At 73.9% G+C, this 23,103-nt stretch carries 24 protein-coding genes; 17 read left to right on the top strand and 7 right to left on the bottom strand.

The genetic code is table 11. The features are described 5' to 3' along the window. Positions 1-47 precede the first annotated feature (47 nt). From AC3CCI_RS07500 to AC3CCI_RS07480, 5 genes are all read left to right on the top strand, one after another. A complete protein-coding gene (locus AC3CCI_RS07500; protein ID WP_488628592.1) occupies positions 48-503 on the top strand; it encodes a PTS sugar transporter subunit IIA in 456 nt (151 codons plus the stop codon). Next, on the top strand, positions 500-802 hold the full coding sequence (locus AC3CCI_RS07495; RefSeq protein WP_354593914.1) for a PTS sugar transporter subunit IIB: 303 nt from the start codon (positions 500-502) through the stop codon (positions 800-802). The genes AC3CCI_RS07500 and AC3CCI_RS07495 overlap by 4 nt, the downstream gene beginning before the upstream one ends. A gap of 8 nt (positions 803-810) precedes the next feature. Further along, entirely contained in the window at positions 811-2,256 is a 1,446-nt protein-coding gene (gene ulaA, locus AC3CCI_RS07490) for a PTS ascorbate transporter subunit IIC (protein WP_488628591.1), read from the top strand. A 621-nt stretch (positions 2,257-2,877) separates the two neighbouring features. After that, the gene (locus AC3CCI_RS07485) at positions 2,878-3,516 is read left to right on the top strand and encodes a GNAT family N-acetyltransferase (protein WP_488628590.1); all 639 of its coding nucleotides are present in this window, start codon (positions 2,878-2,880) and stop codon (positions 3,514-3,516) included. Positions 3,517-3,921: 405 nt separating this feature from the next. After that, positions 3,922-5,091, top strand: coding sequence for a nuclease-related domain-containing protein (locus AC3CCI_RS07480; RefSeq protein WP_488628589.1), 1,170 nt, complete (start codon positions 3,922-3,924; stop codon positions 5,089-5,091). Positions 5,092-5,226: 135 nt separating this feature from the next. Here AC3CCI_RS07480 and AC3CCI_RS07475 read toward each other — a convergent pair whose 3' ends face one another. Together AC3CCI_RS07475 and AC3CCI_RS07470 are read right to left on the bottom strand one after the other, a co-directional pair. Then, the gene (locus AC3CCI_RS07475) at positions 5,227-6,294 is read right to left on the bottom strand and encodes a sugar kinase (RefSeq protein ID WP_488628588.1); all 1,068 of its coding nucleotides are present in this window, start codon (positions 6,292-6,294) and stop codon (positions 5,227-5,229) included. Next, the gene (locus AC3CCI_RS07470; protein WP_488628587.1) at positions 6,291-6,920 is read right to left on the bottom strand and encodes a bifunctional 4-hydroxy-2-oxoglutarate aldolase/2-dehydro-3-deoxy-phosphogluconate aldolase; all 630 of its coding nucleotides are present in this window, start codon (positions 6,918-6,920) and stop codon (positions 6,291-6,293) included. Before AC3CCI_RS07470 ends, AC3CCI_RS07475 begins: the two co-directional genes overlap by 4 nt. A gap of 211 nt (positions 6,921-7,131) precedes the next feature. On the opposite strand from AC3CCI_RS07470, the gene AC3CCI_RS07465 reads away from it, so the two are divergent. Further along, positions 7,132-8,436, top strand: a complete 1,305-nt coding sequence (locus AC3CCI_RS07465; RefSeq protein ID WP_488628586.1) for a PP2C family protein-serine/threonine phosphatase — start codon at positions 7,132-7,134, stop codon at positions 8,434-8,436. A 283-nt stretch (positions 8,437-8,719) separates the two neighbouring features. Continuing rightward, positions 8,720-9,481, top strand: coding sequence for a dienelactone hydrolase family protein (locus AC3CCI_RS07460; RefSeq protein ID WP_488628585.1), 762 nt, complete (start codon positions 8,720-8,722; stop codon positions 9,479-9,481). Positions 9,482-9,668: 187 nt separating this feature from the next. Here AC3CCI_RS07460 and AC3CCI_RS07455 read toward each other — a convergent pair whose 3' ends face one another. Next, positions 9,669-10,304, bottom strand: a complete 636-nt coding sequence (locus tag AC3CCI_RS07455) for a hypothetical protein (protein ID WP_488628584.1) — start codon at positions 10,302-10,304, stop codon at positions 9,669-9,671. Between the two features lie 276 nt (positions 10,305-10,580). Beyond that, positions 10,581-11,741, bottom strand: coding sequence for a LacI family DNA-binding transcriptional regulator (locus AC3CCI_RS07450; RefSeq protein WP_488628671.1), 1,161 nt, complete (start codon positions 11,739-11,741; stop codon positions 10,581-10,583). Positions 11,742-12,048: 307 nt separating this feature from the next. Between AC3CCI_RS07450 and AC3CCI_RS07445 the strand changes: the two genes are divergently transcribed. The 6 genes from AC3CCI_RS07445 (at position 12,049) to AC3CCI_RS07420 (ending at position 18,344) form a co-directional block, all read left to right on the top strand. Beyond that, positions 12,049-13,281, top strand: coding sequence for a sugar ABC transporter substrate-binding protein (locus AC3CCI_RS07445; RefSeq protein WP_354593923.1), 1,233 nt, complete (start codon positions 12,049-12,051; stop codon positions 13,279-13,281). Between the two features lies 1 nt (position 13,282). Beyond that, positions 13,283-14,266, top strand: a complete 984-nt coding sequence (locus tag AC3CCI_RS07440) for a carbohydrate ABC transporter permease (protein WP_354593924.1) — start codon at positions 13,283-13,285, stop codon at positions 14,264-14,266. After that, positions 14,259-15,140: a carbohydrate ABC transporter permease gene (locus AC3CCI_RS07435; RefSeq protein WP_488628583.1), complete on the top strand. Its 882-nt coding sequence runs from the start codon at positions 14,259-14,261 to the stop codon at positions 15,138-15,140. Before AC3CCI_RS07440 ends, AC3CCI_RS07435 begins: the two co-directional genes overlap by 8 nt. 17 nt (positions 15,141-15,157) lie before the next feature. Continuing rightward, positions 15,158-15,937 carry a ThuA domain-containing protein gene (locus AC3CCI_RS07430; protein WP_194595893.1) on the top strand — a complete coding sequence of 260 codons (780 nt, stop codon included), beginning with the start codon at positions 15,158-15,160 and terminating at the stop codon, positions 15,935-15,937. Positions 15,938-16,038: 101 nt separating this feature from the next. Next, positions 16,039-17,172 (top strand): Gfo/Idh/MocA family protein, encoded by a 1,134-nt coding sequence (locus AC3CCI_RS07425; RefSeq protein ID WP_488628670.1) that lies wholly within the window; start codon positions 16,039-16,041, stop codon positions 17,170-17,172. Then, positions 17,169-18,344 carry a Gfo/Idh/MocA family protein gene (locus AC3CCI_RS07420; RefSeq protein ID WP_488628582.1) on the top strand — a complete coding sequence of 392 codons (1,176 nt, stop codon included), beginning with the start codon at positions 17,169-17,171 and terminating at the stop codon, positions 18,342-18,344. The genes AC3CCI_RS07425 and AC3CCI_RS07420 overlap by 4 nt, the downstream gene beginning before the upstream one ends. A gap of 154 nt (positions 18,345-18,498) precedes the next feature. Here the strand turns inward: AC3CCI_RS07420 and AC3CCI_RS07415 are convergent, their stop codons facing one another. Together AC3CCI_RS07415 and AC3CCI_RS07410 are read right to left on the bottom strand one after the other, a co-directional pair. Further along, the gene (locus tag AC3CCI_RS07415) at positions 18,499-18,879 is read right to left on the bottom strand and encodes a hypothetical protein (RefSeq protein ID WP_354593928.1); all 381 of its coding nucleotides are present in this window, start codon (positions 18,877-18,879) and stop codon (positions 18,499-18,501) included. Positions 18,880-19,046: 167 nt separating this feature from the next. After that, complete coding sequence (locus AC3CCI_RS07410) at positions 19,047-19,448, bottom strand: RidA family protein (RefSeq protein WP_354593929.1); 402 nt, start codon at positions 19,446-19,448, stop codon at positions 19,047-19,049. 85 nt (positions 19,449-19,533) lie between these two features. Between AC3CCI_RS07410 and AC3CCI_RS07405 the strand changes: the two genes are divergently transcribed. After that, positions 19,534-19,899, top strand: coding sequence for a winged helix-turn-helix transcriptional regulator (locus AC3CCI_RS07405; RefSeq protein ID WP_488628581.1), 366 nt, complete (start codon positions 19,534-19,536; stop codon positions 19,897-19,899). 200 nt (positions 19,900-20,099) lie between these two features. Beyond that, positions 20,100-20,309, top strand: coding sequence for a hypothetical protein (locus AC3CCI_RS07400; RefSeq protein ID WP_488628580.1), 210 nt, complete (start codon positions 20,100-20,102; stop codon positions 20,307-20,309). On the opposite strand, the gene AC3CCI_RS07395 is transcribed toward AC3CCI_RS07400, so the two are convergent. Further along, positions 20,306-20,494 carry a hypothetical protein gene (locus tag AC3CCI_RS07395; RefSeq protein ID WP_488628579.1) on the bottom strand — a complete coding sequence of 63 codons (189 nt, stop codon included), beginning with the start codon at positions 20,492-20,494 and terminating at the stop codon, positions 20,306-20,308. The two genes, AC3CCI_RS07400 and AC3CCI_RS07395, sit on opposite strands and share 4 nt — an antisense overlap. 350 nt (positions 20,495-20,844) lie before the next feature. Here AC3CCI_RS07395 and AC3CCI_RS07390 point away from each other — a divergent pair, with 350 nt between their 5' ends. Further along, entirely contained in the window at positions 20,845-21,768 is a 924-nt protein-coding gene (locus tag AC3CCI_RS07390) for an NmrA family NAD(P)-binding protein (RefSeq protein ID WP_488628578.1), read from the top strand. A gap of 277 nt (positions 21,769-22,045) precedes the next feature. After that, the gene (locus AC3CCI_RS07385; RefSeq protein ID WP_488628577.1) at positions 22,046-23,038 is read left to right on the top strand and encodes an AraC family transcriptional regulator; all 993 of its coding nucleotides are present in this window, start codon (positions 22,046-22,048) and stop codon (positions 23,036-23,038) included. Positions 23,039-23,103: the final 65 nt, after the last annotated feature.

The raw sequence follows: 23,103 nt of genomic DNA, 5'->3' as shown, positions 1-23,103 counted from the left end.
CCGACGCGCGTCCCGACGCCGAGGTCTCCGACCCACCAGGAACGACAGTGCTGACCGACCTCCTCACCCCCGAGACCATCCTCTTCGCCGACCGCGTCGACGGCTGGCGCGACGCCGTCGAACGCGTCGCGCGCCCGCTGCTCGACAGCGGCGCGATCAGCGACCACTACGTCGCGGCCATGACCGACTCCATCGCCGCGGGCGGCACCTACATCGACCTCGGCTTCGGCATCGCGCTCGCCCACAGCCGGCCCGAGAACGGCGTCGTGCGCACCGGGCTCTCGAGCCTGCGGGTCGGCGAGACCGTGCTGCTGGCCGACGATCCCGCACACCCCATCGACCTCTTCTTCTGCCTCGCGGCGACCGACCCGCAGAGCCACCTCGACACGATGATGGCCCTCGCCACCCTGCTCTCCGACGAGACGCTCCGCGCCGAGCTGCTCGCCTCCACCACCCCCGCCGACACCCTGGCGGTCCTCACCAAGATCGGACAGAACGCATGAAATTCCTCGCCGTCTGCAGCTCGGGCCTCGGTTCGAGCTTCATGGTCCACATGAACATCGAGAAGGTCCTCAAAGAGCAGGGCATCACCGGGGTCGACGTCGACCACGCCGACCTCGGCTCGGTGGGCCCGGGTGCCGCCGACGTCGTCTTCGTCGGTGCCGACCTGGCCGACTCGGTCGGCGGCCTCGGCGACGTCGTGGTGCTCGACAGCATCATCGACCTGGCCGAGCTGCGCACCAAGGTGCGCGAGACCGCGATCCGCAAGGGCGTCACCGTGCCCGACGCCGGGGCCAACTGATGGAGGGCGTGCTGTCCGTCCTGCTGGACGTCTTCCGTCAGCCCGCGATCATCGTCGCGCTGATCTCGCTCGTCGGCCTGCTGCTGCAGCGCAAGGCGTTCAGCGACGTGCTCAAGGGCACCGTGCGCACCCTCGTCGGGTTCCTGGTGCTGGCCGCCGGCGCCGGCGTCGTGGTCGCCTCGCTCGACCCGTTCGGCGCCATGTTCCAGCAGGCGTTCGACGTTCAGGGCGTCGTGCCGAACAACGAGGCCATCGTCGGCCAGGTGCTGCTCGACTACGGCTCGGCCGCCGCGCTGATCTTCTTCTTCGGCTTCATCGTCAACGTGCTGCTGGCCGCGACGACGCACTTCAAGTACATCTACCTCTCGGGTCACGTCGCCTTCTACATGGCCGCGATGATCGCCGTGATCCTCGGCGTCGCCGGGTTCCCGGTCTGGGGCGTCGTGCTCTGGGGCGCCCTGCTGCAGGGTCTCGTCACGACGCTGTCGCCCGCGATCGTGCAGCCCTTCATGCGCAAGGTCACCGGGTCGAACGACGTCGCCCTCGGCCACACCGGTGGCGCGGGCGTGGCCCTGAGCGGCCTCGTCGCCACGCTGACCCGCGGCAAGGGCAAGCCGTCGAGGTCGACGGAGGACATCACGTTCCCCAAGGGACTGGGCTTCCTCCGCGACACCACCGTGATCGTGGCGCTGTCGATGGCCGTCATCTACGTCATCGTCGCGCTGTTCGCCGGGGCCTCATTCGTCGAGACCGAGCTGAGCGGCGGCCAGAACTACATCGTCTACGTCGTGATGCAGGCCGCGACCTTCTCGGCGGGCGTCTTCGTGATCCTCGCCGGCGTGCGCGTCGTGCTGGCCGAGATCGTGCCCGCGTTCAAGGGCATCAGCGAGCGCCTCGTCAAGAACGCGATCCCGGCGCTCGACGTGCCGATCACCTTCACCTTCGCGCCGAACGCCGTGCTGATCGGGTTCCTCGCGAGCTTCGTCGGCGGCATCGTCGGCATGTCGGTGATGATCTTCGCCGGCACCGCGATCATCATCCCGGGCGTCGTCGCACACTTCATGACCGGTGCGGCCTCGGGCGTCATCGGCAACGCCGCGGGCGGTCGACGCGGAGCCGTGCTCGGCGCCTTCGCCAACGGTCTCGCCATCACGTTCCTGCCGCTGTTCCTGCTGCCGGTGCTCGGTGACATCGGGCTGTCGAACTCGACGTTCTCCGACTCGGACTACGGCGTGGTCGGCATCCTGTTCGGCCAGATCAGCCTGGCCGGCGGTCAGATCGCCGTGATCGTCGCGATCCTCGCGTCGCTCGTGCTGGTGTACGCGTCGAGCCTGTTCGTGCGGGCCCGTGCCCGCCGGAACGCCGGCCGCGACGGCGACGGCTCGGGCACCGACTCGGCCGCGGACGCCGAGGCCGGTCCGACCCGCGTCGGCGAGACCGCCTCGGCTCGCTAGGCAGGTCGACCTCCCCGCAGAGACGGGCGGGTCCGGCGAGGCCGGGCGTCCCTGGACGCCCGTGCTCCCCGGGCCCGCCCGTTCCGTGCGTCCGGCCCGTTCCGCCGGGCCGGGCCGTTCCGCACGGCCGGGCCGTTCCGTGCGGCCGGGCCGTTCCGCACGGCCGGGCCGTTCCGCACGGCCGGGCCGTTCCGCAGGGCCGGGCCGTTCCTCGAGCACGGGCGCCGCGCCTCCTCGTCCCGACGGTTCGATCGAGTGGTCCGAAACCGTCCTTCCCGACGGGGTGGAGGACGATTCGGGACCACTCGACGGCCGATCGGCCCGGGCGATCGGGCCCACGAGCAGGTGCTGCCGATGATCGACGGCATCGAACGGCTCGTGAGGGCATGGACGAGGCCGAGCGGGTCGTCGTGCAGGGGTTCCTCGACCGGCTGATCGGCGTGTACGACGACGCGACGCCTTGAGGCCGCGGAGAGCCGCGAGCGCGGGCCGCGACGCGACGCGACGCGCCCACCACACCACGAAGTGGACACCGCACCAGGACTAGTCGTGGCGTCGTGTCCACTTCCTGGCGTCGTGCCGGAGCAGCGGCGTCGCGACGACCAGCCCTACGCTCGACGCGTGATCGAGACGCCCGACGACCTCACGCGCCTCGTCGACCGGTGGGTCGAGGGCTGGTCGTTCTCGCGCGGAGCCGCCCGTCACCGTGACGGCGACGCCTGGCGGGTCGACGTCGCCGCGGCGACCCGCGCGGTCGAACGGATCGTGGCCCGGCCGACCTCCGGGGAGCTCGCCCGACTCGTCGCCGCGACGACCGCTCCCGACGCGTGGCTGTCGGTCGTCGGCCCCCTCGACGACGACGCTCGCCGGGCACTCGCCCGGCTCGACGCCGTGACCCACGCCGAACGGATGATGACCGCCCCGGTCTCGCCGACGCCGCTGCCTCCGGACGTGATCGTGGACGACGACGACCGGGTCGTGCACGTGCGGGTCGAGCTCGACGGCGTCGTCGCCGCCCGCGGCCAGGCGGCCGTCGTCGGCGACCACGCGGTCTTCGACCGCATCGCGACCGAACCCGACTTCCGGAGGCGCGGGCTGGGCAGCCGCGTCATGGCCGGCCTCGAGCACGGGGCCGCCGTCCGAGGAGCGACGACGGGCCTCCTCTTCGCCAGCGTCGACGGTCGCCGTCTCTACGAGGGCCTCGGCTGGCGCGACGTCGCCGAGCTGGGCACGTGGCGGGGCCGCGGCGTCCCGGGCTGACGACCCGCGCCTCCTTCGCCGGACCCGGCCCGGCTGGCAAGGCGCGGCTCGGCTGGCGCGGCGCGGCCCGGCCCGGCCCGGCTGGCGCGGCGCGGCCCGGCCCGGCCCGGCCCGCATCCCGCCACGAGATGGGCACGGCGCCACGCGAAAAGGTGGCGGCGTGTCCATCTCGTGGCGGTGTGGAGCCGGCGACGCTCGGGCCGACCCGGAGCCCGACTCCGCCCCCCGCCCGACTCCCACGCCGGCCGACTCCTACGCCGGCCGACCCCGAGCCATGCCGACCCCGAGCTCGGTCGACCCCGACCACGAGCTCGGCCGAGCCCTACCCCGCCCTACCCCGGTCGACCCCGGCCGTGCCCGGCGAGGCACCGCCCCACCGCCCGCGCCCCGTGTTCTGCTGGGAGCATGCCGTTCGACCAGACCCTCGTCCCGTGGATCGTCGCCGCCGTCCTGCTGGTCGCGCTGATCGTCGTCGCCGTCGTGCTGCGGGCCCGGGCACGACGTGCCGTGGCCGCAGCGAAGGCCGCCGCCGACGAGCAGGCCCGCGCCGCCCGTGAGCAGCACGAGGCCCTCGCCGCCGCCCACGACGACGCCCTCGCCCGGACCGCCGCCGAGCACGCCCGCGAGCGCGACGCCCTGGGTGCCGAGCGCCAGGCCGCGCTCACCGAGGCGAAGCAGGCCCGCGACCTCGTGGCGGCAGGCCTCAAGTGGGAGGCCACCTCGCGCGACGACATCGCCGACGCCTGCCGTCAGCTGGGGGTCGACGCCGTGTTGCTGACCAACGTGGTGTTCGTGCCGGTGGCGACCAGCGCCTCCTCGCGGTTCGTCGCGCAGGTCGACCACGTCCTGCTCAGCGAGACCGGCGTGATGGTGGTCGAGAACAAGGGCTGGAACGGCATCGTCTTCGACGGCCTGACACCGAGCAGCGTGTTCCCGGCCTTCGCGGGCCTGTTCGACGAGAGCACGATGACCCCTCCGTTCGCCCTGCAGGTCGTGAAGGACTCCCCCACCGTGCTCACCGTGCGGACGCACCTCGGCCGCGACGCCCCCGCGTCGCAAGTGCGTCGGCAGGCCCAGCGGCTGTCCGACCGGGTGCAGGCCGAGGTCGGCGCTCGCGTCTGGTTCGACACCTGCGTCTTCTACTCGCACCGCGACGCGACGGTCTTCGCGACCGAGCGCGACGCCACCGACGGAGGCGCGGCCACGGCGATCGTCTCGCACCGCTCCCAGCTCGCGGGCGTGGTCCGCGAACTGACCTCGCGACCGACGAAGAAGTTGTCCCGGGCCCGCGTCACCGACCTGACCGCCCTGTTCGCGTCGTACGGCGCCGACGTGCTCCGGTTCGGCGCCTACGCCCAGGAGGCGCGGGTCGCGTCGGCCCCGGAGGCGCAGGAGGCGCGGGTCGCGTCGACCCCGGAGGCGCAGGAGGCGCGGGTCACGTCGGATGCGCCGGCCGAGTCAGCCGGGTCCACCGAGCCGACCGCGTCCGCGGAGCCGGCGACCGGTCACGCGGAGCCGGCGACCGGTCACGCGGAGCCGGCCGAGTCCGCCGAGCCGACCGGGTCGCCGGCCTGATCCCGCCACGGAAGACACACGCCGCCACGTGATGACGTGGCGGCGTGTGTCTTCCGTGGCGGCGTGTGTCTTCCGCGGCGGCGTGACCGCTCCGTCACGACGCCGGCACCGGCTGCCGCTACTGCCGCTGCCGCCTCACCGATCGACGGGGTCGCCTCCCGTGAGCGGGTCGGCCCCGACCCCGTCGAGGTCGACCGCCCCCTCCCAGTCGCCGGCGTGTCGGCAGGCCGCCGCACCCGAGAGGCTGGCGAGCCGCAGCCGCGCGGCCAGGTCCGTCCTCCGAGACCATCCGGCGAGGTAACCCCCGACGAAGGCGTCCCCCGCTCCGACGGTGTCGACGACCCGCACCTCGTGCGCCGCGACCGTGGCGCGGCGTCCGTCGTGCCGGGCGGCGGCGCCGGCGGACCCCGCGGTGACGACGACGTGCTCGTGGCCCGCGCGGGTCAGGGCGTCGGCGGCGAGCTCCGCCTGCTCGAGGCCGGGTGCCCGGGGGTCGACCTCGAACGACGCCCCGACCAGGAAGGGCACCTCGTCGACGCTCGCCACGACGAGGTCGGCTGCGGCCGCCAGGGCGCGGTGCGGTTCGTGGGCCGGCCGGTCACCCCACAGGCGGGGCCGGTGGTTGACGTCGAATGAGACGAGCGCGCCGGATTCGCGGGCGCGGCCGACGAGGTGCCGGACCGCGTCGGCGGCGGAGGTCGAGAGCGACCCGGTGATGCCGGTGACGTGGACGAGGGTGCCCGGGGCGAGGTCGAGGCCGAGGGCGTCGACGTCCGCCACGCTCAGGGCGCTGCCCGCACTGCCGGCGCGGTGGTAAGAGACGGCGGTCCGGCCGTCCGCACCGACGTCCTTGACCAGCAGGCCGGTGGGACGATCGGGGTCGACGACGGTCCGGACGCCCACGCCCTCGGCCCGCAGCTCGCGCGTCACGCGGCGGGCGAGCGAGTCGGCGGCGACCCGGCCGGCCCAGACGACGGGCACGCCGAGGTGGGCGAGCGTGATGGCGACGTTGGCCTCGGCTCCCCCCGTGCCGACGGTCACCCGGTCGGCCCGCCAGAGCTGTTCGTCCGGCGCCGAGCGGAAGACGGCGAGCCCCTCGCCGACCGTCACCACGCGGTCGACGACGCGCCCCGCACGGTCCTCCGGCCCCGGCCCCGGCCCCGGGAGACGGCCGGCCCCCGTGGGCTGCTCGGGCCCGGTCACGCGACCACCTGCTCGCGGAACGCCCGGGCCCGGTCGGTGACCAGCTCGAAGCGACCGTCGGCGATCGCGTCGCGTGGGGTGACCCAGCTGGTGCTCACCGAGTGCACGGCGTCCAGCCGGTACGAGGCCGCCTCGGCGAGGCCCACTCCCCCGCTCGGCACGAAGCGCAGGTCGGGGAACGGCCCGGCGAGCGCCGCGATCGCCGCCGCGCCGCCGAGCGGGGCCGCGGGGAAGAACTTCTGCACCGTGAACCCCGCGGCACGGGCCCGCATGACCTCGGTGGCCGTGGCCACGCCCGGCACGTGGGGCATCCCGAGCGCCCGGCACCGGTCGGCGACGGACTCGTCGAACCCCGGGCTGACGACGAACCGCGCCCCGGCCTCGACGGACGCCTCGACCTGGTCGGCGGTCACCGCCGTACCGCACCCGACGACGAAGTCGGGCACCCCGGCCATCGCCCGCATCGCGTCGACGGCGGCGGGGGTGCGGAGGGTCACCTCGGCACACGGCACGCCGCCCGCGACGAGCGCGTGCGCCAGCGGCACGGCCTGTGCCGCGTCGTCGATGACGACCACGGGCAGCACCCGGATCGTCGAGAGTCGGATGAGGACGTCGATGGCGCTCATCCCCCCAGCCAACCATCGCCCGGTCGTCCGGCGCGACCACCCGGCGACGGAGCGTCCCGACGTCTCGTCCCCAGGAGGCGCGGTGCCGGTCGTCCGCACACCGCGCCTCCCGGGTCCTCGGCCTGCGAGGCCGCACCCTGTAGCGTCGTGCCGAAGACGGAAGAGACGACACCTGTGGTCGAACGATCGACCCGAGAGCGAGGGGACCGGCATGGGGCGTGTCACGGGCAGTGTCGACGCCGTCGGGCGGGCGCTCAACCGGGCCCTGCGGAGCGTCCCGGTCGAGAAGGTGCCGCTGTTCCGACAGTCCTTCATCTCGCTGCTGGTCGTGCTGGCAGCCGTGCTGAGCGCCGTGCTGCCGTGGCTCGTCGTCACCGACGCCGTGACGATGTGGCTCGGGGTCGCCGTCGCGGTCGCCGCCCTGGCGTTCGCCGCCCTGATGGTCCGCCACGGCGAGCTGCGCCGCTGGGAGCTCGTCGTCCCCGCGGCCGACTTCGTCGCCGTGGGCTTGTTGCGCTACGGCACCGGCGACCAGCGCTCGGTCTTCCTGCCGATCGTGCTGCTCGCGGTCATCTGGGTCGCCTCCTGGCCGGGTCGACGCCACGTGCTGCTGCCCCTGGCGGGCACCTGCGTCACCCTGCTCCTGCCGTACCTGTTCAGCCCGGGCGGCCGGGGGCCGAGCGAGCTCGTCCGACTGGCCTTCGCCCTGATCGTGTACGCGACGGTCGCCGCGTCGGTCAACGAACTCGCCCGCCAGGCGACGGCGCGACTCGAGCGCGCCCGGGCCCAACAGCACGCCGTCGAGCGCGAGCTCGCCCGGGCGGCCGTGGTGCAGCAGTCGTTGCTGCCCCCGGACGCCTCGACGCTGCCCGAGGCGTTCGCCGTGTTCGGTGCCTGCGTCCCCGCGCGCGAGGTCGGCGGCGACTTCTTCGACTGGTACCCGACCTCGACGGGCATCGCCGTGACCGTCGGCGACGTCATGGGCAAGGGCATGGGCGCCGGCATGATCGCAGCCGCGGTGCGCTCGGTGATCCGCAGCAGCGTCGACGACGGTGACCCGTCCGAGGCCTTCCGCCGCGCCTCCGTGGGGTTGACGACGAGCGCGTACGACACCGAGACGCAGTTCACGACGTCGTTCCACGCGCGCATCGACGCCGACGGCGGCGTGCTGTGGGCCGACGCGGGGCACGGACTCGCGTTCGTCCGGCGGGCCTCGGGCGGCGTCGACCGGCTGAACTCGGCCGACCTGCCCATCGGAGTGGGCACCGGCTGGCAGCGGCACCGCTCCCAGCTCGACGAGGGCGACGTGTTCGTCTGCGTGAGCGACGGCGTCCTCGACCTCTTCCCCGTCGAGCTCGAGGCGCTGCACGACCTCGAACGGCTGCTGGCCGCGACGCCCGAGCCCGCCCGCATCGTCGAGGTCGTCGAGCGTCTCGCCCGCGAGCGCGACCGCAGCGACGACGTCACCGTGGTGGCGACGGCGCTCGCCCCCGCGTCCGTGCCGGCGCGCCCCTGAGCGTCGGCGACTGCTGGTCGTGGCGCGCCGTCGCCACAGCCGGCTTCTCTTTCACCACGTCGCCATCCCGCCACGAAGTGGACACCGCGCCACGTTTTCGCGTGGCGCGGTGTCCATCTCGTGGCGTCGTGCTCGGTCCGTGGCGGGCCGGGGAGTGCGCGGCCCGTCTGCCCGACGTGCGTCGCGCGGCGGACGAGACCGGGGTGTTGACTTCGAGCCACCCCGGGGGCGCACCGTCGCGTGCCCCGAGCCCCGTACCCGCGCCCCACCGGAGGTCGACAAGATGGCCGCTCCCCTCGAGGTCACGACGACCGACGTCGTCATCCCCACCGAGATCCCGACCGCGACCCGCGGGCTGACGGGGGTCCTGGCCGTGCCCGACGGGGCCGGACCGTGGCCCGCCGTCGTCATGGTGCACGAGGCGTTCGGGCTGACCGACGAGATGCGGACGCAGGTCGTCCGGCTGGCGTCGGCCGGGTACGTCGTGCTCATGCCCGACCTCTTCACGGCGGGTGGTGCCAGGAAGTGTCTCGTCGCGACGTTCCGGGCGCTGACGTCGGGGTCGGGTAGGGCGTTCGACGACATCGAGTCCGCCCGCCGCTTCGTCGCGGGCCGGGCCGACGTCACCGGCGGCACGGGCGTGATCGGGTTCTGCATGGGTGGCGGCTTCGCGCTGATGACGGCGTCCCGCGGGTTCGCGGCGTCGTCGGTGAACTACGGCCAGCTGCCGAAGGAGCTCGACGCCGTCCTGGTCGACGCGTGCCCGATCGTCGCCAGCTTCGGCGGACGGGACAGGTCGCTCAAGGGCGCCGCGGCACGGCTCGAGGCCGGGCTCGAGCGGGCCCGCGTGCCGCACGACGTCAAGGAGTACCCGGAAGCCGGCCACTCGTTCCTCGACGAGACCCTGCCGGGCCCGGCCCCGCTCAGGCCGCTGCTGCGCGTGATGGGCGCCGGGCCGAGCCCGGTCGACGCGGCCGACGCGTGGGGGCGCATCGAGGCCTTCTTCGCCGAGCACCTGGCGCCGGCCGGGACGCGGTCGCCCTGATCTCGCTGAGCCCTGGAGGCGCGGTGCGGGTCGGACGCGCCCCGCGCCTCCTGCGGTCCGGCCGGCCTGCCCGCCAGCCCGCCAGCCCCTCAGCCCACCAGCCCGCCACGAAGTAAACATCCCGCCACCCTTTCGGGTGGCGGGATGTTTACTTCGTGGCGGGGTCACGTCAGCGGGTGGCGTCGCGTCAGCGGGCGGCGACCGCCGGGTGCTGCGAGGCCAGGTCGGCTGCCGCCGCCGCCCGCCCCAGGACGTCGAACGACCGCACCGACATCGCGGGCAGCGACAAGGAGCCGATGAGCAACCCGGCGAACGACAGGGCGGGGACCCCCGAGACGACCGTCACGCCCACCAGGATCAGGGCCCCGACGATCGCCGCCCCGAACGAGGCGAGCAGCATGGTGAGCGAGCCGACCGCGTCGAAGCACTGCTTCGCCGCCGAGGCCAGGAGGCGCGGTGCCAGCTGCGCGCTCAGCTCGGGCGCCCCGGGCTGCGTGTGGTCGACGACGAGCCGGTCGTCTCGCCACGGGACCGGGGGCAGGTGCCGACGGTCCCGCCGCCACCACACCGCGAACATCACGACGAAGGCGGCCCCGACGACCACGCAGCCGAACCCGAGGTCACCGACCACGCGCGTGGCTCCGTCCCAGCGGAAGTCGCCCCGTCCCCGGAAGAGAGCGTCGGCCCCGACCGCGCCGAGCCAGCCCGCCGTCAGCGCGACGAGCGCCACCACGACACGGCGCCGGGGTCCAACGAACTGTCCCACCTCGCGGCGGTACACACGCCACCCCGCGCGCCGGTACCCGGCCTGCCTCGTCGCCATGTCCCCACCGTACGACACCCCGTCCCCGCCAGCCCGCCAGCCCGCCAGCCCGCCAGCCCGCCAGCCCGCCAGCCCGCCAGCCCGCCACGAAGTAAACATCTCGCCACCCTTTCGCGTGGCGGGATGTTCACTTCGTGGCGGCGAAGCACCCGCCCCACGCACCACACCACGGGATGGACACAGCGCCAGGTCTAGTCCTTGCGTCGTGCCCATCTCCTGGCGCGGTGGGCGTCCTGGCCGGGCACGGCCGGGCCACCGCACGCGTCAGCCGTCCCGCTACCCGCGCGCGCCCACCCCGGGCGCCGGCCCGCTCGACCCCGCCACGTGCAGCACGCACGGCAGCAGCACCTGCGTCAGCTCGCCGGCGCCCGCACCCCCGGCGCCCGCCGCACCCGCCGCACCCGCCGCACCCCCGGCGCCCGCCGCACCCGCCGCACCCGCCGCACCCCCGGCACCCCCCGCGCCCGCCGCACCCCCCGCGCCCGCCGCGCCCCCAGCACCCGCCCCGGCGTCCAGCCGGGCGACGAGCGACTCGACCGCGAGCCGCCCCATCTCGACCCCCGGGGCGTCGAGCGTCGTGAGGGTGGGTTCGGTCGCGGCTCCGTTCGCGGTCGACGAGGCCAGCGAGACGACCGACACGTCGTCCGGCACGCGGCGTCCGGTCGCGGCCAGTCCGCTGAGCAGGCCGCCGGCGGCGTCGTCCTTCATGATCAGCACGCCGGTGACGTCGGGCAGCTCCGCGACCAGGTCGTGTGCCGCCCGGCGTCCACCGGCGGCCGAGGGCCCGCACGTGACCAGCGTCGACCGCAGGCCCCGCCGTGCCGTCGAGCGTCGGAAGGCCTCCTCGGTGCGGGCCGCCGGGCCGTACCCGACGATCGGGCTCGACGAGAAGTCCTCGAGCACGAGGCCGACGCTCCGGTGCCCCAGGGACTCGAGGTGGTCGAGCGCCTGTTCCACCGCCTCCTCGAAGTCCATGTCGACGAAGGGCACGCGGTCGTTCTGCGAGGTGCGTCCCATCGCCACGAAGGGCAGGCCGAGCTCGAGCAGGGCCTCGACGCGGCTGTCGTGCAGCTGCACCTCCATCACGAGCACGCCGTCGACGAGGCGCCCCGAGACGAGGTCGCGGACGTCCTGGTCGGTCTCGCCGCTCGGCCAGAGCACGAGGTGGTAGCCCAGCTCGGAGGCCCGGGTGGCGGCGCTCATGAACATCCGCAGGGCGATGCCGCCGAGGCGCTCCTCGAGGGCGGGGAAGAGCAGCGCGACGATGCGGGTGCGCTTGCTGGCGAGGGCCCGGGCGACGACGTTGTTCGTGTAGCCCAGCTCGGCCATCGCGTCGGTGACCCGCCGGTGGGTGGTGGGCGAGACGCTCCTCGAACCGTTGACGACGAACGACACCGTCGCGATCGACACCCCGGCCCGCGCGGCCACCTCTCGCATGGTCGCCACGGCGCCCTCCCTTCCCTGCCGCTCAGGCTAGTGCGGTGCGGCCACCGCGCCCGACCGCCCGGACCCGCCCCGGCGAGGCGGCACGGCCACCGCGCCCGACCGCCCTGACGAGGAGGCGCGGCGTGGGTCGCCCCGGCCGCCACCGTCCCCGACGACTCCAGTTAAGCGCTTTACAAGCTAAGCGGTTAACTGCTACTTTCTCGGCAACGGAGCCGCGACGCCGCACTCCGCCTCTCGGGCCAGGCCCGGGTGGCCGACGTCGTGAGCCGCCCACCAGTCGCCAAGAGAGAGCTGAGCAATGAAGCCTGCATCGATCCGCAGAAGGTCCCTGACCGCGACCGCCCTGGTCGCCGTCGTCCCCCTCGTCCTCGCCGGGTGCACCGGCGGCGGCGGGGGGTCGAACTCCGGCGGCGAGGTCACGAAGCTGACCGTCGTCGACTACTACGGCGAGAACGACGAGAAGGTCATCACGTCGTTCCTCGACGAGTGCGGCACCGAGAACGGCGTCGAGATCGAGCGCACGATGGTGCCCGGCGGCTCGCTGATCCAGCGCGTGCTGCAGCAGGCGTCGTCGCGCACCCTGCCCGACGTGCTCATGCTCGACAACCCCGACCTGGCCCAGATCGCCGAGACCGGCGCCCTCGCGCCCCTGTCCGACTTCGGCCTCGACGCCGACGGGTACGCCGAGGGCGTCGTCCAGTCGGGCACCTACGACGGCGAGCTGTACGGGCTGGCCCCGACCGTCAACACGATCGCGCTGTTCTACGACAAGAGCGTGCTGGCCGACGCGGGCATCGAGCCGCCCACGACGTGGGACGAGCTCGAGAGCGCCGCGAAGGCGCTCACCTCGGGTGACCGCTACGGCATGGCGGTCGACGCCAACGCCACCTACGAGGCGTCCTGGCAGTTCTTGCCGTTCATGTGGTCGAACGGCGGCGACGAGAAGGACATCGCGACGCCCGAGACCGCCGAGGCCCTGCAGCTCTGGACCGACCTGGTCGCCGACGGCTCGATGTCGAAGAGCGTCCTGAACTGGACCCAGGCCGACGTCAACGACCAGTTCATCGCCGGCAAGACCGCGATGATGGTGAACGGCCCGTGGCAGCTGCCCGCCCTCGACGCCGCCGGCGCCGACTACGGCGTCGTGACCATCCCCGTGAAGGACGCCTCCGACACGGCCGTCGCCCCGCTCGGCGGCGAGGTGTGGACCGTGCCGCAGACCGGCGACGCGGCTCGTCAGGCCGTCGCCGCGAAGGTCGTGGCCTGCATGAACTCCGACGAGAACCAGCTGGCGATGGCCGAGCAGCGCAACACCATCCCGTCGAAGACCTCGGTCGCCGACACGTACGCCGAGCAGCAGCCCGACCAGCAGGCCTTCGTGACGCTCGTCGCCAGCGCCCGCTCGCGCACGGCCGAGCTCGGGGCCGAGTGGCCGACCGCCGCGACGGCGATCTACACCGCGATCCAGGCGGCCCTCACCGGCCAGGCCTCGCCCGAGAAGGCACTCGACGACGCCCAGGCGAGCGAGTGACATGACCACCGCCACCCCGCTCGCCCCCCGGCGGGCCGCCGACGACGACGCCCCGGCGTCGCGTCGGCGGCCCGGCCGGGCCGGGCCCCGCTCCCCCCGGCGCCGCATCCTGACCTGGGAGCGCGTCTCGCAGCTGCTCTTCGTGGTGCCGGCCGCCGTCTTCCTGGTGCTGTTCTTCGGCTACCCCGTGGTCAAGAACCTCGTCATGAGCTTCCAGGCGTACACGACGACGACGTTCTACACGGGCGAGGCCCCCTTCGTCGGGTTCGCGAACTACGCGAAGGTGCTCGGCTCGCAGCTGTTCGGCACCGCCCTACTCAACACGGCGCTGTTCACGATCGGCTCGATCGTCGGCCAGTTCGTCATCGGCCTGCTGTTCGCCCTGTTCTTCCGCCGGGCGTTCCCGCTGAACGGCGTGCTGCGCTCGTTGCTGCTGCTGCCCTGGCTGCTGCCGCTGATCGTGTCGAGCGCGGTCTGGAAGTGGATCCTCGACCAGGACTCCGGCGTGCTCAACCAGTTCCTCGGGTCGTTCGGCGTCCCCGCCGTGCCCTGGCTGACCAGCCCGAGCGTCGCGCTGCTGACCGTCGTGCTCGTCAACGTGTGGATCGGCATCCCGTTCAACACGACGATCCTCTACGGCGGGCTGCAGGACATCCCGACCGAGCTCTACGAGGCGGCGTCGCTCGACGGCGCCACCGGCTTCAAGGGGTTCCGCCACGTGACCTGGCCGTTGCTGCGACCGGTGGTCAGCGTCGTGCTGGTGCTCGGCGTCGTCTACACGATCAAGGTGCTCGACATCATCCTCGGGTTGACCAACGGCGGGCCCGCGAACGCGACGCAGACCGTCGCGACGCAGTCCTACTCCCTGTCGTTCCAGCAGTTCGACTTCGGCTCGGGTGCCGCGCTCAGCAACGTGCTGATCGTCATCTCGGCCGTGTTCGCCGTCGTGTACCTGCGACTCAACCGGAAGGCCGTCGATGAGTGAGACCGCCCTGCGCGTGCCGAGCACCCGGGCCGTGGCCCGCGGCGCCCGGTCGCGTCGTCCCCGGGCCGATGGCCCGAAGAAGTACCTGCTGACCGCGGTCGGCGTGCTGCTGCTCGCCGTCATGCTGTTCCCCGTCTACTGGATGGTGAACATCTCGCTGCAGCCCGCGGGCTCGGCGATCGAGGCCGACTGGTTCCCGTTCCAGGCGCAGTTCGGCGGGTACGCCCAGGCCCTCGCCGACCAGGGCCGCAACCTGGTCACGAGCCTCGTGATCGCACTCGGCAGCGTCGTGCTCAGCCTCGTGATCGCGACCCCCGCCTCCTACGCCCTGGCGCAGTTCAAGGTGAGGGGCGTCGGGGCGGTGCTGTTCGCCATCCTGATCTCGCAGATGATCCCGGGCATCGTCGTCGCGAACGCGCTGTACGCGGCGTACAACGACCTCGGCCTGCTGAACTCGATCCCCGGGCTGATCCTGGCCGACTCGACCGCCGGGGTGCCGTTCGCCATCTTGATCATGCGGGCGTTCATGCTGAACATCCCCACCTCGATCGTCGAGGCGGCGAAGGTCGACGGCGCCGGCAACTTCCGGGCCTTCCGCAGCATCGTGCTGCCGATCAGCCGCAACGCCATGATCACGGCCGGGCTCTTCACGTTCCTGTTCACCTGGAGCGACTTCCTGATGGCGCTGACCCTGACCACCACGACCGACATCCGGCCGATCACGCTGGGCATCTACCAGTACATCGGCACCTACACCGCCGACTGGTCGACCGTGATGGCCGCCGCGGTGCTGGCCTCGCTGCCGGCCATCGTGCTGCTGCTCGCGGCACAGAAGTTCATCGCCGCCGGTGCCACCGGCGGAGCGGTCAAATGACACACGAGAGGACCACCATGACCACCACACCGTTGCGCGTCACCGTCTGGGGCGAGAACGTCCACGAGAAGGTCGAGCAGCACGTCGCCGACCGGTACCCCGACGGCATGCACGGCGCGATCGCGGCCGGCATCGCCGAGAACCTGCCCGACGCCGTCGTCCGCACCGCCACCATGGACCAGCCGGAGCACGGTCTCACCGAGAGCGTGCTCGAGCAGACCGACGTGCTGACCTGGTGGGGCCACGCCGCCCACGCCGACGTCGACGACGAGGTCGTCGAGCGGGTGCACCGTCACGTGCTCGCCGGCATGGGCCTCGTCGTGCTGCACTCGGGCCACTGGTCGAAGATCTTCACCAAGCTGATGGGCACGACCTGCACCCTGCGCTGGCGCAGCGAGCACGACCAGGAGCTCGTCTGGACGGTCAACCCGCAGCACCCGATCACGCGTGGCGTGCCGAACCCGATCGTCATCCCCGAACAAGAGATGTACGGCGAGTACTTCGACGTGCCGACACCCGACGAGCTGATCTTCATCTCGGGCTTCACCGGCGGCGAGGTGTTCCGCAGCGGCATGACCTACCGTCGCGGCTTCGGCAAGATCTTCTTCTTCTCGCCCGGCGACCAGGACTTCCCGGTGTACTTCCACCCCGACGTCCGCCGCGTGATCTCGAACGGCGCCGAGTGGGCCCGCCCCGAGCGCGAGCGCGCGACGCCCACCCTGCTGCGCTACGACCTCGGCGAGTACTTCGACGGCAAGGACTACTCGGGCCCGATCGACGAACCGGTCGAGGCGTGAGCGCCGACGTCGGCCCCGCGGGTGCCGCGACGCCCGGCGGCTTCCGCAGGCTCGAGAACGCAGGAGGCGCGGTGCGCGTGATCCAGGTCGGCGCCGGCGAGATGGGCCGCGCCTGGTTGCGCACCGTGGCCGGGTCGGCCGACGTCGAACTGGTCGGCATCGTCGACCTCGACCTCGACGCCGCCCGGGCCGGAGCCGTCGCGGCGGGCCTGCCCGACCTGCCCGTCGACCGCGACCTGGCCCGGCTGGCCGAACGCACCTCCCCGGACGCCGTGCTCGACGTGACCGTGCCGGTCGCGCACCACCCCGTCACGATGCAGGCGCTGCGCCTCGGCCTGCCCGTGCTCGGTGAGAAGCCGGCCGCCCAGACGGTCGCCGAGGCCCTGTCGCTGACGGCGGCGACCGAGGTGACGGGCGAACTGTTCATGGTGTCGCAGTCACGGCGGTACAACGACCAGCTCGTCGCGCTGCGGGCCCACGCCGGGCTGCTCGGCGACGTCGGCATGGTGTCGACCTCGTTCGCGCGGGCGCCGCACTTCGGCGGGTTCCGCGAGCAGATGGACGACGTGCTGCTGCTCGACATGGCGATCCACGCCTTCGACTCGGCGCGGTACCTGATCGGCCGCGACCCCGTCTCGGTCTGGTGCGACTCGTGGAACCCGTCGTGGTCCTGGTACCGCGGCGACGCGGCCGCGAGCGTCGTGGTCGAGTTCGAGGGCGGCGTCCGCTACCGCTACGACGGGTCCTGGTGCAGCCCCGGGGCCGAGACCTCGTGGAACGGCGCCTGGCGCGTCTCGGGTTCGGGCGGCACGGCCCTGTGGTCGGGCGACGACGAGCCCACGAGCGACCTCGACGGCACGCCCGGGGTCGCCGAGGCGCAGCCCACCGTCGGCGTCGAGATCGCCGGGTCGCTGGCCGCGTTCACGCGGGCGCTGCGGTCGGGCGAGCGGCCCGACGGCGAGGTCCACGGCAACGTGATGAGCCTGGTGATGGTCGAGGCGGCGATCGCCTCGACGCGCAGCGGCCAGCGCGTGATGGTCGACGAGGTGCTCGAGGCGGCGCACCGCGAGGCCGTCGCGGCCGAGCGCGACCCCGAGGTGCGCGCACGCCTCGAGTCGTGGCGGTCCGTGCGGGGTGCCCTGCAGGGCGACCCGGCGGGGGACGGTGGCGACGCCGGCGAGCCGGCCCGCGCCTCCTCGGCGGCAGACGGCGTCGACCTGCAGGAGGCGCGGTGACCGGAGGGGGCGAGCTGCGGTTCGCCCTCGTCGGACACGGTTTCATGGGTGCGGCGCACTCGCAGGCCCTGCGGGTCGCCCCGGCCTTCGTCGACCTGCCGCTCGCCCCGGTGATGGCGACCCTGGTCGGCCGCGACGTGGCCGCCACCCGGGCCGCCGCCTCCCGGTGGGGCTGGCGGTCGACCGCCGCCGACTGGCGTGACGTGCTCGACGACCCCGACGTCGACGTGGTCGACATCTGCTCGCCCGGGTCGACGCACGTCGAGATCGCGGTGGCGGCGCTCGAGGCCGGCAAGCACGTGCTCTGCGAGAAGCCGCTCGCCAACACGGTGGCCGAGGCCGAGCGCATGGCCGAGGCTGCGGCGAGCGCCGCCGAGCGCGGCGTCTTCGCGATGGTCGGCTTCTCGTACCGTCGGGTGCCGGCGGTGACGCTCGCGCGCGACGTCGTGCGGTCGGGGCGCCTCGGCGAGGTGCGCCAGGTGAGGGCGCAGTACCTGCAGGACTGGCTGGTCGACGCCGACGACCCGATGACCTGGCGGCTCGACAAGTCGGTCGCGGGGTCGGGTGCGCTGGGCGACATCGGGGCGCACGCGGTCGACGCGGCGCAGTTCGTGACCGGCCTCGTCGTGACCGAGGTGTCGGGCACGCTGCACACGTTCGTGACCGAGCGGCCGCTGGTCGACGAGTCGGTGGCGACTTCGGGCCTCGGCGGCGTCGCGGGCTCGGAGCGCGGCACCGTGACCGTCGACGACGCCGCCTGGTTCACGGCCCGGATGGACGGAGGCGCGATCGCGTCGGTCGAGGCGTCCCGGTTCGCGACCGGCCGGAAGAACGCCTTCCGGCTCGAGGTCTCTGGCTCGCGCGGAGCCGTGGCGTTCGACCTCGAGCGTCCGAACGAACTAGAGCTGCTCGAGGTCGACGGCCCGGACTCGGGCTTCCGCCGCGTGCTGGTGACCGAGCCCGAGCACCCCTACGTCGGGGCGTGGTGGCCGGCGGGTCACGGCCTCGGCTGGGAGCACGCGTTCACCCACCAGCTGAGCGACCTCGTGGCGGCCCTGGCCGAGGGGCGGCAGCCGACGCCGTCGTTCGCCGAGGGGCTGCAGGTGCAGCGGGTGCTGGACGCGGTCGAGCGGTCGTCCGGGGCCGGGTCGGTCTGGACGCCGGTCGGCTGAGCCGGGTGCGGGTGCGGCGGGTGCGGGTGCGGCGGCGGGTGCAGGTGCGGGGCTAGGCCGCACGCCGCCACGATGTAAACACGCCGCCACGTTTGAACGTGGCGGCGTGTTTAGTTCGTGGCGGAGTGACGCGGGCAGGCGTCCCCGCCGCCGCTCACTCGCGGCGGCGGCTCGCCACGAGCGCGACGACGAGCCCCGAGATGACGGCGGCCCCCACGGCGTTCGTGACGCGGGTGCGGTGGCGGTAGCGGCGGTGGGCGTCGTCGGTGGCCTCACGGGCGGCGGTGGCGACGGTCTCGGCGGCGTCGCGCACGGTCCGTTCGGCGCGGTCGGCGAGGTCCTCGGCCCGGTCGACCAGGTCGTGCGCGGACGAGCCGGCGCGGTCGGTCACGTCGCGCACCGCCGTCTCGGCCCGGTCGGCGAGGTCGCGCAGGGCGCCCCGGGCGTCGGGCGGCAGGACGTCGGCGGTGTCGATCAGCTCGCGGGCCCGGCGTGCGGCACGGGTGACGAAGTCGTCGGGGTCGGTGGTGCTCATGGGGTCGTCTCCGATCGCCCGCGCGCGCCGCGGGTCCCCGCCATCGTGCTCCCCTCGGGGCGTGCCCGGGCACACGACGCCACGAAGTGGGCACCACGCCACCCCTTCGCGGGGTGGCGGCGCCGAGGCCGGACGCGAGGAGGCGCTGGTCACCCACCCGCGCCTCCTCAGTCCACGACCGCGGACGCCTCGACCTCGACCAGCACGCCCGGCTCGAAGAGGATCTCGACGCCGATCAGCGACGCCGGGGGCATCGGCTGCGGCAGTCCGAGCTCGGCGGCGACGGCGTCGACCCCGGCCGTGAAGTCGTCCATCCGGTCGACCGTCCAGCCGACGACGAAGAACCGCAGCCGCGTGACGTCCGCGAAGGTCGCGCCGGCCGCCGCCAGTCCGCGTGCCGTGTTGCGCAGGGCCTGCGACACCTGCCCGGCGAGGTCGGTCGGCAGGCCGTCGTCGTGGTGTCCGACCTGTCCCGCCACCTCGACGTGACGCGACCCGGTCGCGACCGAGACGTGGTGGTACGGGACGGGGGCGAGCATGCCCTCGGGGCTGCTGAGCTGGGTGGTCACGGTGTCCTCTCGCGGCCGCCGCCCTGGCGACCTCGACGACCTGTCTACGGGTCGGACGCAGGGCACCTCAACGAGACTAGGTGGCATGCACGACACCTCCTCCGCCGTGATCACGCCCGAGCACCGCGAGCTGTTGGGGCAGGTGCTCGACCGGTGGTCGCTCCAGGTCGTCGACGAGCTCTGCGAGTCCCCGCGCCGTTTCAACGACCTCCGTCGAGCCGTGCCCGAGGTGACGGCGAAGTCCCTGACGACGACGCTGCGTCGGCTCGAACGCAACGGCATGGTCGAGCGGCGGGTGCTCGGCACCCGCCCGGTCGCGGTCGAGTACCACCTGACCCCGCTCGCCCACTCGGTGCAGGCGTTCGTCGACGACCTCTACCGCTGGTCGGCCGCGAGCCTGCCCGAGGTCACCCGTGCCCGCGACGCGTTCGACGCCCTCGACGACGCCTAGCCGGTCGGCCGGTGCCCGTCGGCCGGTCGGCCCGGCGGCGCGTCGGCCCGTCGGCCCGGTCGGCGCGTCGGTCAGTCAGCCTGTGAGCCCGTCGGCCCCTGAACCCGAGAGCCCGTCGGCCCGGGAGGCGCGGGTCGCGTGCCCGACGGACCGGACGCCTCCTCGGCCCGCACCGTCGTGACGTCCGGCACACTGGGCGTGTGCTCAGCAGCGTCGGTGCCCTCTCGGTGGCGTTCCTCGTGTGGTCGATCGTGGTGCTGGTCGGCACCCGGCGGGGCAGCGGGCACGCGGGCGCCACGGCCCCCGACGTCGCGAAGAAGCGGCGGGACGCCTGGATCGTCGTCGTGCTGTCGACCCTCACGCTCGGGGCGACGTTCGTCGTCGGGACGGTCGTCGTGCCGACGCTCTAGGACCAGCTCAAGGTGACGCTCACCACCACGACGGCCGCACCGATGCTGCTGAGGGCGACGACGCCGAGCCAGCGGCCGCTCATGACGGGTGCTCCACCCTGCCGGCGCAGGCGGAGGGCCAGGGCGAACCCGGCCACGAAGAGCACGGCTCCGACGACGAGCAGGACGACACCGGCGGTTCCCATCCCCCGACCCTAGCGAGGCCCGGGCCCGCCGCGCCCCGCCGCCCCGCCCGGCGAGACCGCCGCAGCACTACGAAGTGGACACGGCACCAGCCCTTGCCATGGTGCGGTGTCCACTTCATGGTGTCGTGCGACCCGCACTCGCCGCACCCGCACCCGCTGCACCCGCACCCGCACCCCTAGCGCCCGCACCCGCCAGCCCCGCCGCACCCCGCCGCGCCGCCGCACCCGCACCCGCACCCCCCAGCCCCGACGCGCCGCCGCACCCGCACCCGCATCCCCGCCGCACCCGCACCGCCGCACCGCAGAACGCGCAGACTGGCCTCCGACCCCCGACGGAACGAGCCCCTCCCATGACCACCACCGTCCTCCTCGCCGGCGCGACCGGCGATCTCGGGCAGCGCATCGCCCGCGACCTGCTGTCCCGCCGCGACGCCCCCGACGACGTGCGCCTGCGCGTCCTGACCCGCCCCGGCAGCACCGGCGCCACCACGCTGTTCGCCGACGACGACCGGGTCGAGGTGACCCGCGCCTCCTACGCTGACGTGCCGGCCCTGACCGAGGCCGCGCGCGGGGCCGACGTCGTCGTGTCGGCCGTGAGCGGCGTCCGTCCGGTGATCGTCGACGCGCAGCGGGCGCTGCTGACGGCGGCGGTCGCGGCGGGCGTGCCGCGGTTCGTGCCGTCGGACTACTCGGCCGACTACCGCAGCATCCCGCCGGGCAGCAACCGCAACTTCGAGCTGCGGCGCGAGTTCGCGGCGTTCCTCGACGCGGCACCGATCCGGGCGACGTCGGTGCTGAACGGCATGTTCACCGACCTGCTGACCGGGGACGCGCCGATGGTGCTCTTCGACCGGAAGCGCGTGCTGTTCTGGTCGTCGGCCGACCAGGTGCTCGACTTCACGACCAAGGACGACGTCGCCCACGTCGTCGCCCGGGTCGCCCTCGACCCCGAGGCGCCGCGCGTGGTCGAGGTCGCCGGCGACCGGGTGACGGCCCGCCAGGTCGCCCGCACGATGAGCGAGCTCACCGGCACCCCGTTCAAGCCACAGTGGGCGGGCACGACCGGCACCCTCGCGGCGATGGCGGCCGTCATGCGCCGCACCTCGAAGGACGACGGCACCTTCCCCGCCTGGCAGGGCATGCAGTACTTCGTCAACATGTTCAGCGGTGACGCGCAGCTGCGGCACGTCGACGGCGCCCGCTACGCACCCGCCCGCTGGACGACCGTGCGCGACGTGCTCGCGACGCGCGTCGGCGCCGCGACCCCGGCCTGACCCGGGGACGAGGAGGCGCGGGTCGGCACCCCGGGACGCCGCCCGCGCCCGCTCGCCCGCGCCTGCCCGCCCACGAGAAAACGGTGGCCCCTCCCCCCGACGGGTGGGGCCACCGTTCGTCGCCGAGATGGTGAGCATCGGCGGACCTCCACGGTGGCAGCGCCCGGCGTCCGCCGCCATCCGCCCGGCGCGGCGTCCCGTCCGATCCGCGCGGCGTCCCGTCCGATCCGCACGGCGAGCGTCGAGCGACGGCCCCGGCGCTCGGTAGTGTCGGCCCATGAGCGAGGACGACCCGGAGGTGTTCGCGGCACATCGCGTGGCGACGTGCCGCGGCGTCGACGACGCGCGGCGGGTGCTGGGCGAGGCCTTCCTGCCGGTGGAGTTCCCGACCGCGAGCGCCTCGGGCCGACTCGGCCTCGAGTTGAACGCCGTGAGCACGGGCCGGGTGACCCTGGGCTACATGCGGTTCGACCGGGCCGTCCGCATCCGGACGTCCGAGCCCGACAACTACCACGTCGACATCCCGACGGCCGGTCGGGCCGTCCTGCGCGCCGCCGGCGGGCGCCGGGTCGACGCGACGCGGCGGTCGGCCGCCGTCTTCATGCCGGGTCGACCGGTCGACCTCGACTGCGGGGACGGCTTCGCGCAGATCGCCCTGATGATCCCCCGCGCCGAGGTGCAGCGGGAGATCGAGAGCCTGCTCGAGTCGACCTCGCTGGCTCCCGTCGAGTTCGACCCCGCGCTCGACCTGACGGCGGGCGGGCAGCTCGTGCTGCAGGCGGTGCGGGTCGTGGACGAGGCGTCCCGGCACGTGGACGGGGTGCTGCAGCACCCGCTGGCCGTGCGGCACCTCGAGCGGTCGCTCGTGCAGGCCCTGCTCTTCTCGCAGGGACACAACCACTCCGAGGCGCTGCGGGCCCCCGTGCCGGCGGCGGGCGCCGGGGCGGTCTCGCAAGCCGTCGACCTGTTGCGCGACGACCCCGCCCGCGACTGGAGCGTCGCCGACCTCGCCGCGGCGACCGCCACGAGCGTCCGCAGCCTGCAAGAAGGGTTCCGGCGATCGCTCGACACGACGCCGACGGCCTACCTGCGCCGGTTGCGGCTCGAGCGGGTGCGTGACGACCTCGTGGCGGCGGCACCGGGCGGGGCGAACGTCACCGCCGTCTCGGCCCGGTGGGGCTTCACCCACCACGGCCGTTTCGCCGCGGCCTACGCGGCGCGGTTCGGCGAGCGCCCGTCCGACACGCTGCGCGCCTCGACCGGCCGCTGACGCGGACCCCGGGAGGCGCGGGTCGAGTCGGCCACGCCGCCCACCTCACCCGGCTCCGGAGTGCG

The organism is Frigoribacterium sp. CF331 (genome assembly GCF_057787905.1).
Note: the sequence above shows the minus strand (reverse complement) of the source record. Positions and strands in the feature narration are given on the sequence as shown.

What these genes read in the sequence shown, in the direction of transcription:
- AC3CCI_RS07495 (WP_354593914.1), top strand. Translation starts at nt 500, where the DNA reads ATGAAATTCCTCGCCGTCTGCAGCTCGGGCCTCGGTTCGAGCTTCATG.
- AC3CCI_RS07480 (WP_488628589.1), top strand. Translation starts at nt 3,922, where the DNA reads ATGCCGTTCGACCAGACCCTCGTCCCGTGGATCGTCGCCGCCGTCCTG.
- AC3CCI_RS07470 (WP_488628587.1), bottom strand. Translation starts at nt 6,920, where the DNA reads ATGAGCGCCATCGACGTCCTCATCCGACTCTCGACGATCCGGGTGCTG.
- AC3CCI_RS07465 (WP_488628586.1), top strand. Translation starts at nt 7,132, where the DNA reads ATGGGGCGTGTCACGGGCAGTGTCGACGCCGTCGGGCGGGCGCTCAAC.
- AC3CCI_RS07460 (WP_488628585.1), top strand. Translation starts at nt 8,720, where the DNA reads ATGGCCGCTCCCCTCGAGGTCACGACGACCGACGTCGTCATCCCCACC.
- AC3CCI_RS07455 (WP_488628584.1), bottom strand. Translation starts at nt 10,304, where the DNA reads ATGGCGACGAGGCAGGCCGGGTACCGGCGCGCGGGGTGGCGTGTGTAC.
- AC3CCI_RS07450 (WP_488628671.1), bottom strand. Translation starts at nt 11,741, where the DNA reads ATGCGAGAGGTGGCCGCGCGGGCCGGGGTGTCGATCGCGACGGTGTCG.
- AC3CCI_RS07445 (WP_354593923.1), top strand. Translation starts at nt 12,049, where the DNA reads ATGAAGCCTGCATCGATCCGCAGAAGGTCCCTGACCGCGACCGCCCTG.
- AC3CCI_RS07440 (WP_354593924.1), top strand. Translation starts at nt 13,283, where the DNA reads ATGACCACCGCCACCCCGCTCGCCCCCCGGCGGGCCGCCGACGACGAC.
- AC3CCI_RS07435 (WP_488628583.1), top strand. Translation starts at nt 14,259, where the DNA reads ATGAGTGAGACCGCCCTGCGCGTGCCGAGCACCCGGGCCGTGGCCCGC.
- AC3CCI_RS07430 (WP_194595893.1), top strand. Translation starts at nt 15,158, where the DNA reads ATGACCACCACACCGTTGCGCGTCACCGTCTGGGGCGAGAACGTCCAC.
- AC3CCI_RS07425 (WP_488628670.1), top strand. Translation starts at nt 16,039, where the DNA reads ATGGGCCGCGCCTGGTTGCGCACCGTGGCCGGGTCGGCCGACGTCGAA.
- AC3CCI_RS07415 (WP_354593928.1), bottom strand. Translation starts at nt 18,879, where the DNA reads ATGAGCACCACCGACCCCGACGACTTCGTCACCCGTGCCGCACGCCGG.
- AC3CCI_RS07405 (WP_488628581.1), top strand. Translation starts at nt 19,534, where the DNA reads ATGCACGACACCTCCTCCGCCGTGATCACGCCCGAGCACCGCGAGCTG.
- AC3CCI_RS07395 (WP_488628579.1), bottom strand. Translation starts at nt 20,494, where the DNA reads ATGGGAACCGCCGGTGTCGTCCTGCTCGTCGTCGGAGCCGTGCTCTTC.
- AC3CCI_RS07390 (WP_488628578.1), top strand. Translation starts at nt 20,845, where the DNA reads ATGACCACCACCGTCCTCCTCGCCGGCGCGACCGGCGATCTCGGGCAG.
- AC3CCI_RS07385 (WP_488628577.1), top strand. Translation starts at nt 22,046, where the DNA reads ATGAGCGAGGACGACCCGGAGGTGTTCGCGGCACATCGCGTGGCGACG.